12 protein-coding genes are annotated in these 12,462 nt (G+C 71.3%); 8 read left to right on the top strand and 4 right to left on the bottom strand.

Translation table 11 applies throughout. The features are described 5' to 3' along the window. Nucleotides 1-20 precede the first annotated feature (20 nt). A complete protein-coding gene (locus IG54_RS0108810; protein WP_051819370.1) occupies nt 21-1,421 on the bottom strand; it encodes an MFS transporter in 1,401 nt (466 codons plus the stop codon). Between the two features lie 92 nt (nt 1,422-1,513). Here IG54_RS0108810 and IG54_RS0108805 point away from each other — a divergent pair, with 92 nt between their 5' ends. From IG54_RS0108805 to IG54_RS0108770, 8 genes are all read left to right on the top strand, one after another. Next, nucleotides 1,514-2,470: a LysR family transcriptional regulator gene (locus tag IG54_RS0108805; RefSeq protein ID WP_078593866.1), complete on the top strand. Its 957-nt coding sequence runs from the start codon at nt 1,514-1,516 to the stop codon at nt 2,468-2,470. 18 nt (nt 2,471-2,488) lie between these two features. Further along, on the top strand, nt 2,489-2,734 hold the full coding sequence (locus IG54_RS0108800) for a helix-turn-helix transcriptional regulator (RefSeq protein WP_030779490.1): 246 nt from the start codon (nt 2,489-2,491) through the stop codon (nt 2,732-2,734). Then, on the top strand, nt 2,734-3,297 hold the full coding sequence (locus IG54_RS0108795) for a hypothetical protein (RefSeq protein ID WP_030779487.1): 564 nt from the start codon (nt 2,734-2,736) through the stop codon (nt 3,295-3,297). Before IG54_RS0108800 ends, IG54_RS0108795 begins: the two co-directional genes overlap by 1 nt. 194 nt (nt 3,298-3,491) lie before the next feature. Continuing rightward, a complete protein-coding gene (locus IG54_RS0108790) occupies nt 3,492-5,021 on the top strand; it encodes an aldehyde dehydrogenase family protein (RefSeq protein WP_030779473.1) in 1,530 nt (509 codons plus the stop codon). Between the two features lie 64 nt (nt 5,022-5,085). Continuing rightward, entirely contained in the window at nt 5,086-6,633 is a 1,548-nt protein-coding gene (locus IG54_RS0108785; protein ID WP_030779470.1) for a GMC family oxidoreductase, read from the top strand. After that, nucleotides 6,630-7,739: a quaternary amine ABC transporter ATP-binding protein gene (locus IG54_RS0108780; protein WP_051819368.1), complete on the top strand. Its 1,110-nt coding sequence runs from the start codon at nt 6,630-6,632 to the stop codon at nt 7,737-7,739. Before IG54_RS0108785 ends, IG54_RS0108780 begins: the two co-directional genes overlap by 4 nt. Continuing rightward, nucleotides 7,739-9,709 carry an ABC transporter permease gene (locus IG54_RS0108775; RefSeq protein WP_030779464.1) on the top strand — a complete coding sequence of 657 codons (1,971 nt, stop codon included), beginning with the start codon at nt 7,739-7,741 and terminating at the stop codon, nt 9,707-9,709. Before IG54_RS0108780 ends, IG54_RS0108775 begins: the two co-directional genes overlap by 1 nt. Nucleotide 9,710: 1 nt before the next feature. After that, entirely contained in the window at nt 9,711-10,676 is a 966-nt protein-coding gene (locus IG54_RS0108770) for an ABC transporter substrate-binding protein (RefSeq protein ID WP_030779460.1), read from the top strand. A 68-nt stretch (nt 10,677-10,744) separates the two neighbouring features. Here IG54_RS0108770 and IG54_RS0108765 read toward each other — a convergent pair whose 3' ends face one another. Genes IG54_RS0108765 through IG54_RS0108755 form a run of 3 tightly spaced genes read right to left on the bottom strand, consistent with a single transcriptional unit; the run spans nt 10,745 to nt 12,443 of the window. After that, nucleotides 10,745-11,473, bottom strand: coding sequence for an isocitrate lyase/PEP mutase family protein (locus IG54_RS0108765; RefSeq protein WP_030779456.1), 729 nt, complete (start codon nt 11,471-11,473; stop codon nt 10,745-10,747). Further along, on the bottom strand, nt 11,470-11,916 hold the full coding sequence (locus IG54_RS0108760) for a carboxymuconolactone decarboxylase family protein (protein WP_030779453.1): 447 nt from the start codon (nt 11,914-11,916) through the stop codon (nt 11,470-11,472). Before IG54_RS0108760 ends, IG54_RS0108765 begins: the two co-directional genes overlap by 4 nt. Then, a complete protein-coding gene (locus tag IG54_RS0108755) occupies nt 11,913-12,443 on the bottom strand; it encodes a carboxymuconolactone decarboxylase family protein (protein WP_030779450.1) in 531 nt (176 codons plus the stop codon). The genes IG54_RS0108760 and IG54_RS0108755 overlap by 4 nt, the downstream gene beginning before the upstream one ends. Between the last annotated feature and the right edge of the window lie 19 nt (nt 12,444-12,462).

Genomic DNA, 12,462 nt, shown 5'->3' with positions numbered 1-12,462 from the left:
CGCCGGGGGCGGTTCCGTCTTCACCGGCCCTTGCCGTAGCCCGCCGTGACCAGCGCCGCCGCGGCGACCACCACCAGCGCCACCACGCGCAGCGCCGTCGCCATGCCGTCCGTGAAGCCCGCCGAGGTGTGCGAGGCCAGCGTCGTCCCGGTGACGGCCACGCCGAGCGCGGCGCCCACCTCGCGTGCCGAGGTGCTGAGTCCGGAGCCGAGGCCCGCCTGGCGTGCCGGGAGCGAGCCGACGACGCTGAGCGTGAGCACGGGCATGCACAGGCCGGTGCCCGCCGAGATGACCAGCAGCCAGCACGCGTACACCGCGTACGGCGTCGACGCCCCCGCCGTGGACGCGCCGAGCAGGCCGAGGCCGATCAGGAGCAGCCCGCCGCCCGCCACGGGCCGGGGCCGCCCCGACCAGCGCGCGGCGAGCCGGGGGACCAGCGCCATGCCGACCGTGAGCGGGACGATGGCGAGGCCCGCGCGGGCGGCGCCGTACCCCTTCACGTACTGGAGGTACTGCGAGTTGACGTAGAAGAGCGAGAAGAGGCCGAAGAAGCTCGCGGCCGTTCCGAGGGTCGCCGCGCGCAGCCGCCGGGAGGCGAAGACCCGCGGGTCGAAGAGCGGGGCGTGCGAGCGCAGCGCGTGGCCGGCGAAGAGCGCGACGAGTGCGGCGCCCGTGGCGAAGGCGGCCAGGATCCGGGCGGATGTCCAGCCGTACAGCGGGCTCTCGATGATGCCGAAGAGCAGCGCGAAGAGGCCGCCGGTCAGCAGGAGTGTGCCGACGGGGTCCAGGGCGGGGGCCTGGGCGGCCTTGTCCGTACGCGGAGTCGCGCGGGCCACGGCCAGGGCGAGGAGCGCGGTGAGCGGGACCACCGCCCAGAACAGCGCGTGCCAGGACAGGTACTGGCCGACGAGACCGCCGCCCACGTTGCCCGCGAGCCCGCCGAGGCCCGCTGCGAGCGTCCAGGAGGCGAGCGCGCGCGACCGGTGTTCCGGTGGCGCCACGCGCATCAGGATCGACAGGGTCGCGGGCATGATCAGCGCGGCCCCCGCACCGGAGACGCCCCGCCCCGCGATCAGCACCGCGGGAGAGGCGGCGAGGGCGCTGAGCGTGGCCCCGGCGGCGAACAGACCGAGGCCGCAGAGCAGCGCGCCCTTGCGGCCGTACCGGTCGCCGAGCGCACCGGCCGGGATGAGGAGCCCCGCGAAGACGATGACGTACGCGTCGACCGTCCACAGGACTTCGCTGGCGGAGGGCTGGAGTGAGGACGAAGTCAGCTGCGGGACAAGGAGGTTGACGGCGGCGACCATGCCCTGCGCGACGAGGACGCAGGCGCAGAGGGCCAGCAGGGTCGAACGCCTGAGGGGTGGCGGGGCCGCCGGGGTGGTGGCCGGTCGGGTCGGTGTGCGGGCAGGCGAGAGCAAGGCTCCTCCTGGGGAGCGTCGTGGCGTGGGATGTGCTGCCACCGTAGGCTCGGACCCGACTTGCTTTCCAGTGCAACTTTCGCAAGGGATGAATGCGTGTGACGCAATCGCAAAGCCCGGCCGGGGGAGAGGCGGGGGCCCCGGCACCCGGCGGGACGGGTCTCGACCTCAATCTGCTGCTCGCCCTCGACGTCCTCCTCGACGAGCAGAGCGTGTCCGGCGCCGCCCGCCGCCTGCACCTCTCGGAGCCCGCGATGAGCCGCACGCTCGGCCGCATCCGCAAGGCCCTCGGTGATCCGATCCTCGTACGGGCCGGGCGGCGGATGGTGCCGACGCCGCACGCGCTGGCGGTGCGGGCGGAGGTCGGCGCGGTCGTGGAGCGGGCCCGCGCGCTCTTCGCCGGGCCCGGCGCCGTCGACCTGCGCACGGTCTCCCGCACCCTGACGATCCTCGGCAACGACGCGCTCGCCGCCGCCTACGGGCCCGCCCTCTTCGCCCGCGCAGCCGAGGAGGCGCCGGGCGTACGGCTCCGCTTCCTCGGCGAGAGCCACATGGACGCGCCCCTGCTGCGGCAGGGCATCGCCGACCTGGAACTCGGAGTCATCGACACGACCTCGCCCGAGGTGCACGTGGAGCACTTCCGCGACGACCGGATGCTGGGTGTCGTACGGCCCGGACACCCGCTCCTCCAGGGCGAGCTGACGCCGCAGCGGCTGGCCGCGGCCGACCATCTGACCGTCTCGCGCCGGGGGCGGCTCAGCGGTCCGCTGGATGCCGCGCTCGCCGAACTCGGCCTGAGCAGACGGGTAGTGGGCAGCGTCGGGACGTTCGCCGCCTCCCTCTTCATCCTGCTGCGCACGGATCTGGTGGGGCTGGTCACGTCCTGGGCCCGCCCGCCGGCGGACCGGCTCGGCCTGGTCACCTTCGAGATCCCCCTGGACCTGCCGCCGTTGCCGCTGGGCATGGCCTGGCACCCCCGGCACGACGCGGATCCGGCGCACGCGTGGCTGCGGGGGTGTGCGCGGGATCTGTTGCGGACGTATGTATGAATGTAGTACTTCTTATACATGAGCGAGCAAGTGCACAACAGGTTGGCGATGGTGCGCGCCGAGCGGAAGGTGTCGCGTCAGAGCCTGGCCGAGGCAGTGGGGGCCCACTACCAGACCATCGGCTACATCGAGCGGGGACAGTACAACCCGAGCCTCGACCTCGCGCTGAAGATCGCGAAGTTCTTCGAGCTACCGGTCGAGGCCGTGTTCTCCCTCGAGCCGTTTCGCCCGCTCACGGATCAGGTTTACGGGAGGAACCAGTGATGACGACCGCCGACCAGCGCCCCATGACGAGCTACGACCGGTGGATGTACCGGCTGATGAACCGCCGGGAGGCCGCGCCGTTCCACGCCACCGCCGCGCGCAGGCGGGCCGTGGTCTGCGCGCACATCGCCCTGACCGGGGCGAGTGTGGCGGTCTGGCTGCTCGCCGTCGTGGGGGACCAGCGCTGGGCGGTGTGGACCATGCTCGGCCTGCTCCTGCCGTGGGGCTTCGCGACCGGTGTCATCAACAGCTCGACGCGCGGCCTGCTCGAACTGCGCGTCCGCGCGCTCGACGAGCGCCAGCGCGCCGAGAAGAACAGGGTGGCTGCCCTCGCCCACCGCGCGATGCTCTGGGTGCTCCTCGCGGCCACGGTCGGCTCGGGTGCCGCCGCTCTCGCCGGGTCGGAGATCGAGGGGCTCGTCTTCCCCGCCCTGTTCACCGTCTTCGTCACGCACTGGCTGATGCCGCTCTGGGTGGCCGGATTCAGCGTGCGGGACGAGCCGGACTTCGACGACGACCCCGTTGAGAATGCGGCGGGCGCGGCGGCCACCGGCGGAGTGTGAGTCAGGCCTCTTGGGCGTCCCGTATGGCGGACACGCGGGTACGGTCAGGAGGTCGACAGCGCCGCACAAAGCGTACTTTTCACCCCCGTTGTCGGCACGCGCAGTGACAAGGCGCACTTTCGGCCACCGAACAGGCATGCTTTTCCCGCCCTGGGGCAGGTGCACCCGGCTACCGCGAGTGACAGGCGGGGCATATGACAGGAACGGAAGGCAAACGGGACGTGTCCGCACAACAGACCATCCATGTGGGCGGAGAGTGGCTGAGCGCCGCCTCCGGCGCCACCCGCGAGATCCTCGACCCGGCAGACGCCAAGCCGTTCGCGCTGATCGCCGAGGGCGGGACCGAGGACGCGGACGCGGCCATCGCCGCCGCCCGCAAGGCCTTCGACGAGGGGCCGTGGCCGCACACGACCGTCGCCGAGCGTGCCGCGCTGCTGCGCAGGGTCGCCGACCTCCTCGTACGCGACCGCGAGGAGATCGGCCTGCTGGAGAGCCGTGACGCGGGCAAGACCCTCGAAGAGGGCCGCGTCGACGTGGACTGTGTCGTCGACGCCTTCCGTTACTTCGCCGACCTGGTCATCGGCGAGGGCGCCGGGCGCGTCGTCGACGCCGGCTCCGACGACATCCACAGCGTCGTCGTGCACGAGCCCGTCGGCGTCTGCTCGATGATCACGCCCTGGAACTACCCCCTCCTCCAGGCCAGCTGGAAGATCGCCCCCGCGCTCGCCGCCGGCAACACCTTCGTCATCAAGCCCAGCGAGGTCACCCCGCTGACGACGGTCGCGCTCATCGACCTGCTCGTCGAGGCCGGTCTGCCCGCCGGTGTCGCCAATATCGTCACCGGCCCCGGGCACACCGTCGGCGCCCGGCTCGCCGACCACCCCGACGTCGACCTGGTCTCCTTCACCGGCGGCCTCGTCTCCGGCACCAAGGTCGCCCAGGCCGCCGCGCTCGGTGTGAAGAAGGTCGCCCTGGAGCTGGGCGGCAAGAACCCGAACGTCGTCTTCGCCGACGCCTGCGCCACCGAAGAGGGCTTCGACACCGCCGTCGACCAGGCGCTCAACGCCGCCTTCATCCACAGCGGGCAGGTCTGCTCCGCCGGTGGCCGCCTCATCATCGAGGAGTCCGTCCGCGAGCGCTTCGTGGCCGAACTGGCCCGCAGGGCGCGGCAGATCAAGCTCGGCCGCGGCACCGAGGAGGGCGTCGAGTGCGGCCCCCTCGTCTCGCAGCAGCAGCGCGAGAAGACCGAGATGTACGTCGCCTCCGCCCTGGAGGAGGGCGCCGTGCTCCGCTGCGGCGGCAAGCGCCCCGAGCCGACCGACGCCAGGCCCGCCACCGGCTACTTCTACGAGCCCACCGTGCTCGACCAGTGCCACCGCGAGATGAAGGTCGTACGCGAGGAGGTCTTCGGGCCCGTCCTGACCGTCGAGACCTTCCGCACCGAGGACGAGGCCGTCGCGCTCGCCAACGACACCGAGTACGGGCTCGCGGGCGGCGTGTGGACCAGTGACGCGGGACGCGGTCGCCGCATGGCCCGCCGCATGCGCCACGGCACCGTCTGGATCAACGACTTCCACCCCTACCTTCCGCAGGCGGAGTGGGGCGGCTTCGGCAAGAGCGGCGTCGGACGCGAGCTGGGCCCCGCGGGCCTCGCCGAGTACCGCGAGTCCAAGCACATCTACCAGAACCTCGCGCCGCAGCCGGTCCGCTGGTTCGCGGGCTGACACCCGCCGGCCCCTTACGCGCAAGCACCTTGCACGACCTCGCAGGAAGAGGAGTAGCTACCCCATGGCTGAAACCCCCCAGGCCGCGACCGAGTACGACTACGTCATCGTCGGCGGCGGCACGGCGGGCTCGGTGATCGCATCCCGCCTCACCGAGAACCCGGACATCACCGTCGCCGTCATCGAGGGCGGCCCCAGCGACATCGACCGCGAGGACGTCCTCACGCTCCGCCGCTGGCTCGGCCTGCTCGGCGGTGACCTCGACTACGGCTACACCACCACGGAGCAGCCGCGCGGCAACTCCCACATCCTGCACAGCCGTGCCAAGGTGCTCGGCGGCTGCTCGTCGCACAACACCCTGATCTCCTTCAAGCCGCTGCCGTCCGACTGGGACGAGTGGGAGGAGGCCGGGGCCACCGGCTGGAACGCCGAGGCGATGGACCCCTACTTCGGCAAGCTGCGCAACAACGTCGTGCGCGTCGCCAAGAAGGACCAGAACCAGATCGCCACCGACTGGGTCGAGGCGACGAAGACCGCCCTCGGCGTCCCGGAGGTCGTCGGCTTCAACGACCAGCCGTTCGACGAGGGCGTCGGCTTCTTCGACCTCGCCTACCACCCGGAGAACAACAAGCGCTCCTCCGCGTCGGTCGCCTACCTCCACCCCCACATGGAGGCCGGCGACCGCCCGAACCTCCACCTGTTCCTGGAGACCTGGGCCACCAAGCTGGAGCTGGACGGCAAGACCGCGCGCGGTGTCCATGTGCGGATGAAGGACGGCGAGGAGTCGCTGCTGACCGCCCGCCGCGAGGTGCTCGTCTGCGCCGGCGCCGTCGACACGCCGCGGCTGCTCATGCACTCGGGCATCGGCCCGAAGAAGGACCTCGAAGCGCTCGGCATCCCCGTCGTGCACGACCTGCCGGGCGTCGGTGAGAACCTCATCGACCACCCGGAGTCGGTCATCGTCTGGGAGACCAACGGGCCGATCCCCGGCAACTCCGCGATGGACTCGGACGCCGGTCTGTTCGTGAAGCGGGACCCGGACCACAAGGGCCCGGACCTGATGTTCCACTTCTACCAGATCCCGTTCACGGACAACCCGGAGCGCCTCGGCTACGAACGTCCCGAGCACGGCGTGTCGATGACGCCGAACATCCCCAAGTCCCGCGCGCGCGGCCGCCTCTACCTCACGTCGGCCGACCCCGAGGTCAAGCCCGCGCTCGACTTCAAGTACTTCGAGGATGAGGGCGACTACGACGGGCAGACCCTCGTCGACGGCATCAAGCTGGCCCGCAAGGTCGCGCAGGCCGAGCCGTTCAAGAAGTGGCTCAAGCGCGAGGTCTTCCCCGGCCCCGACGTCACCGACGACGCCGAGATCAGCGAACTGGTGCGCAAGGCCGCCCACACCGTGTACCACCCGGCGGGAACCTGCCGAATGGGCGCTTCCCATGATGAACTCGCCGTGGTCGACCCGGAGTTGAAGATCCGGGGCATGGCAGGAATCCGTATCGCGGACGCATCCGTCTTCCCGACGATGCCCGCCGTGAACCCGATGATCGGAGTACTCATGGTCGGGGAGAAATGTGCCGAGATCCTTGGTGGTGACGGCCGATGAGCGAAGCCACCATGACGACCGAGGACCAGGCCGCGGCGCCCGCCGACGGGCCCGTGTTCGCCGTCAAGAACCTCTGGAAGGTCTTCGGCCCCCGGGCCGAGCGAATACCGCACGACACCTCGCTGCACGGCCTGAGCCCCGCCGAACTGCGTGAGCAGACCGGCTGCACGGCCGCCGTGCGGGATGTGTCCTTCGAGGTCAACAAGGGCGAGGTCTTCGTCGTCATGGGCCTGTCGGGCTCCGGCAAGTCCACCCTCGTACGCTGTCTGACCCGGCTCATCGAGCCGACCTCCGGCGCCATCGCCATCGATGGCGAGGACGTCCTCGCCATGGACAAGGCCCGCCTGCGCGAACTGCGCCGCCACCGCGCCTCCATGGTCTTCCAGCACTTCGGCCTGCTGCCGCACCGCTCCGTCCTCGACAACGTCGCGTACGGCCTGGAGATCCAGGGCGTCGGCAAGGCCGAGCGGCGCGCCAAGGCCCTCGACGTCGTCAAGAAGGTCGGCCTCGAAGGCCTTGAGCAGCGCAAGCCGGGACAGCTCTCCGGTGGCCAGCAGCAGCGCGTGGGCCTGGCCCGCGCCCTCGCCGTGGACCCCGAAGTCCTGCTGTTCGACGAGCCGTTCAGCGCGCTCGACCCGCTGATCCGCCGTGACATGCAGGAGGAAGTCGTCCGCCTGCACCGTGAGGAGGGCCGCACGATGGTCTTCATCACCCACGACCTCAGCGAGGCCCTCAAGCTCGGCGACCGCATCGCCCTGATGCGCGACGGCCGCGTCGTCCAGTGCGGCACCCCCGAGGAGATCGTCGGCTCCCCGGCCGACGAATACGTCCGCGACTTCGTCCGCGATGTCGCGCGCGCCGACGTGATGAGCGTGCGCAGCGCCATGCGCCCCGCCGAGACCGACGAGGAGAGCAGCGGCGCGGCCCTCGCGCCCGACGCCAAGGTCTCCGAGGCCATCGAGGCCGTCGCCCGCACCGGCCTCCCGGTGCGCGTCATGGACGGCAAGCGGTGCCTCGGCGTGGTCGACCACGCCGGGCTGCTCGGTGTCGTCGCCGGCACCGCCGCGGCGCCAACGGTCCCCGGCCGGGGCGGGGTGGTCGCCTGATGGCCACAGCCACCGCATCGAGTCCCGTACGGGACACCGGAATCGGCGCGCTCCTGCGTCACCGCGCCGTCGGCAAGCTCCTGCTGCTCGCCGTCGCCGCGGCGGTTCTCGTGCCGATCGTCAACGCCAAGTGGGCCTCCGGCGCCTGGCCGGACGCGCTCACCGTCGACCTGACCGAACCGCTGGGCAGGACCAGCGACTGGATCATCGACAACCGCGACAGCCACCCGCTGTTCCTCTACTTCTTCGGGCACGTCAGCAACGCCATCGTGCTCTGCGTGCGCGGCGTCTACCTCGTACTGCTCGCCGCCGGCTGGGCCGGCGTGACCGCGGCCGCCGGGCTCGTCGCCTGGCGTGTGGCGGGCGTCAAGCTCGCCGTCACCGCGTCCGCCGCGTTCGCCGTGTGCGGCCTGCTCGGCATGTGGGTGCCGACCATGCAGACGCTCGCCCTGATGATCGTCGCGGTCCTCGCCTCGGTCGTGCTCGGCCTGCTCCTCGGTCTCGCGGGCGGCCTCAACGACCGCGTCTTCCGCATCCTGCGCCCGGTGCTCGACACCATGCAGGTGCTGCCCGCCTACGCCTACCTGCTGCCGTTCGCGCTCGTCTTCGGCATGGGCGTCCCCGCGGCCATCATCGCCACGGTCGTGTACGCCGCCCCGCCCATGGCCCGCCTCACGGCGCTCGGCCTGCGCGGCGCCGACGGCGGCGTCATGGAGGCCGTGACCTCGCTCGGCGCGACCGGCCGCCAGCGGCTGTTCTCCGCGCGTCTGCCGCTGGCCCGCAAGGAACTCCTGCTCGGCGTCAACCAGACGATCATGATGGCGCTGTCGATGGCCGTCATCGCCTCGGTGATCGGCGCGGGCGGCCTCGGCGACCGCGTCTACCAGGCGCTCTCGTCCGTCGACGTCGGCCAGGCGCTCGCCGCCGGCATCCCGATCGTGCTGCTCGCCGTGGTCCTGGACCGTGTGACGGGCGCCGCGGGCGAACGCATGGGGGCGCCCGCCGCCGGGTCCGCCTCGCCGCTGCGCGGCTGGCGCGGCTGGTCCCTCGTGGCTGCCGTGACGGTCGCGGCCGCGCTCGCCGCCCGCTTCGCGGACCGCGTCGACTGGCCGACCGGCTGGGTCGTCAACATCGCCCCGCCGGTGAACACCGCCAAGGAGTGGATGGTCGACCACATCTACACCGGTGTGCCCGTCGTCGGCGGCACCGCCGACTGGGCGTCTCACTTCACCACCTGGATCCTCAACCCCGCCCGCGACGGCCTCCAGGGGCTGCCCTGGTGGTCGGTCCTGCTGATCGTCGCCGCGCTCGCCTGGCTGATCGGCACCTGGCAGACCGCGCTGACCGCCGTCGCCGCGATGGGCGCGATCGGTGTCCTCGGCGTGTGGAACAAGTCCCTCGACACGCTCGCGCAGGTCATCGCCGGTGTCGCCGTCACGCTCGTCCTCGGCTTCGCGATCGGCATCGCGGCCTCCCGCAGCGAGCGCTTCGAGCGGCTGCTCCGCCCGGTGCTCGACGTCTTCCAGACGATGCCGCAGTTCGTCTACCTCATCCCGGTCGTCGCCCTCTTCGGCGTCGGCCGCGCCCCCGCGGTCGCCGCCGCCGTCGTCTACGCGCTGCCCGCCGTCGTGCGCATCACCACGCAGGGCCTGCGCCAGGTCGACGCCGCCGCGATGGAGTCCTCCCGCTCGCTGGGCGCCACCGGCTGGCAGCAGCTGCGCAAGGTCCAGCTGCCGCTGGCCCGCCCGGCCCTCATGCTCGCCCTCAACCAGGGCGTCGTCCTGGTGCTCGCCGTCGTCGTCATCGGCGGCCTGGTCGGCGGTGGCGCGCTCGGCTACGACGTCGTGTTCGGCATCGCGCAGGGCGACCTGGCGACGGGTCTGGTGGCCGGTGTGGCGATCGTCTGCCTCGGCCTGATGCTCGACCGGGTCACGCAGCCCACGGAGCGCCGCACGAAGAAGGGTGCGTGACATGCGAGTTCGTACGCGTGTGATCAGCGCCGTCACGGCGGGCGGCGCGCTCCTCGCGCTGTCCGGCTGCGGCGCCGCCGACATGACCAAGCAGTCCTCGCCGTACGCGAACGCCGCGGGGGCCAGGACGGTGACCCTCTCGGTCCAGTCCTGGGTCGGTGCGCAGGCGGACGTCGCCGTCGCCGAGTACCTGCTCAAGAACGAGCTGGGCTACCGCGTCGACAAGGTCCAGATCGACGAGGTGCCCGCCTGGGACGCCCTCAGCCAGGGCCGCGTCGACGCGATCATGGAGGACTGGGGCCACCCCGAGCAGGAGCAGCGGTACGTCAAGGACAAGAAGACGATCGTCTCCGGCGGCGAGGTCGGCGTGACCGGGCACATCGGCTGGTACGTCCCCACGTACTTCGCCAAGAAGCACCCGGACGTCACCGACTGGAAGAACCTCAACAAGTACGCCGACCGGTTCCGCACCTCCGAGAGCGGCGGCAAGGGCCAGCTCATGGACGGCTCCCCGTCGTACGTGACGAACGACAAGGCCCTGGTGCAGAACCTGGATCTGGACTACGAGGTCGTCTTCGCGGGGTCCGAGGCGGCGCAGATCACCCAGATCGAGCAGTTCGCCAAGCAGCAGAAGCCGTTCCTCACCTACTGGTACAAGCCGCAGTGGCTGTTCAAGAAGGTGCCGATGACGGAGGTGAAACTGCCCGAGTACAAGGAGGGCTGCGACGCCGACCCGGCCAAGATCAAGTGCGCGTATCCGCACACGCCGCTCAAGAAGTACCTCAACGCGGACTTCGCCAAGAAGGGCGGCGACGCCGCCAAGTTCCTGAAGAAGTTCAAGTGGTCGGAGGAGGACCAGAACGAGGTCTCCCTGATGATCGCCGACCGGAAGATGTCCCCCGAGGACGCGGCGAAGGCGTGGGTCGCCGACCATGAGGCCAAGTGGCGAGCCTGGTTGCCTAAGTGAACCCGCGGGTGGGTGGGCCCGGACTGAACCGCCGCTTCGCGGCGGATGTCTCCCACCCACCCACCCGTTCAGGTCAGCTTCGCCACGATGCCAGCCAGCGCCTCCATTGATGCATGCAACAGACCGGGCCCGAACGTCACGCGCGTAGCGCCCATCGAGCCCAGCTCCTGCGGCGAGGGCCCGCCCGCCCGCGCGATCGCGTTGAGCGGCCCCTCGATGCCCGCCCGCAGTGCGGGAAGCGCCTCGGGCGGCGCCAGGATCGGGTAGACGCAGTCCGCGCCGGCCGCCACGTAGAGCCGCGCCCGCTCGACCGCCGCCGCCACCTCCGGCACGCCCCGCAGGAACGTATCCACACGCGCGTTGACGAAGAGCCGGCTCCCCGCAGCGGCCCGTACCTCCGCGAGGAAGTCGGCCTGCTCGGCCGCTTCCCTGAGCAGGCCCGCGCCCTCCTCGCCGGCGAAGGAGTCCTCCAGGTTGCAGCCGACCGCGCCGGTCTCAAGGAGCCGTTCCACCAGCTCCTTCGCCGGAAGGCCGTAGCCGCCCTCGATGTCCGCGCTCACGGGCACCGAGACGGACCGCACGATGCGCGCGATCGCCGCGAACATCTCGTCGGGCGGCACCTGCCCGTCCTCGTACCCGAGGGAGAGCGCGACCCCCGCGCTCGGCGTGGCCAGCGCGGGACTGCCCGCCTCCTCGAACACCCGGGCGCTCGCCGCGTCCCACGGCCCCGGCAGGATCAGCGGGTCACCGGGCGCGCGGTCGTGGTGCAGGGCGCGCAGGGCGGCGACGGGGCTCACCACGCCCGGCCGCCCGGCTCGACGCGGCGGCTGACCATCAGGCGGTTCCAGCCGTTGATGGCGGTGATCAGGCCGATGAGATGGGCGAGCCCGGCTTCGTCGAAGTGCGCGGCGGCCTTCTCGTACACCTCGTCCGGTACGGAACCGTCGGTGAGGACGGTGACGGCCTCGGTCAGCGCGAGGGCGGCGCGCTCGCGCTCGTCGAAGAGGTCACCGGCCTCCTCCCAGGCGTTGAGGAGGGCGATGCGCTTGGCGCTCTCGCCGCCCTTGAGGGCGATCTCCACATGCATGTCGAGGCAGAACGCGCACGCGTTGATCTGCGAGGCGCGGACCATCACCAGCTCGGCGAGGACCGGATCGCCGAGCCCCCGCTTGGCGGCGGCGCTCAGCGCGGACATCGCGGCCCCGACGCCCTTGTCCAAGTACGTGGTGCGAGCGCTCACTTGAAGTCCCCGGCCTTGTAGTGGCCCGGCACCTGGCGCGTCGAGACACCGAAGCGGTTCCACGCGTTGATGACGGTGATCGCGGCGATCAGCTGGGTCAGCTCCGCCTCGTCGAAGTGCGCGGCCGCCTTCTCGTACACGTCGTCCGGTACGAAACCGTCGGTGAGGACGGTGACCGCCTCGGTCAGCTCGATCGCGGCGACCTCCTTGGCCGTGTAGAAGTGCCGCGACTCCTCCCACGCGCTGAGCTGGACGATCCGCTCCACGCTCTCGCCCGCGGCGAGCGCGTCCTTGGTGTGCATGTCCAGGCAGAGGGCGCAGCGGTTGATCTGCGAGGCGCGGATCTTCACCAGCTCGTAGATCACCGGGTCGAGGCCCTTACCGGCCGCCGCGTCGAGTCTGATCATGGCCTTGAAGACCTCGGGGGCGTGCTTCGCCCAGGCGAGGCGGGGCGTGTGCTCGTGGACGTACTCCTTGGCCGGGGTGTTCTCGGAAGTGTTCTCAGGGGCGGTCTCGTTCGTCGTCATGCCGTCGACCCTACGTACG

Source organism: Streptomyces sp. NRRL S-920, from assembly GCF_000717945.1.
GTDB lineage: Bacteria > Actinomycetota > Actinomycetes > Streptomycetales > Streptomycetaceae > Streptomyces > Streptomyces alboniger.
Note: the sequence above shows the minus strand (reverse complement) of the source record. Positions and strands in the feature narration are given on the sequence as shown.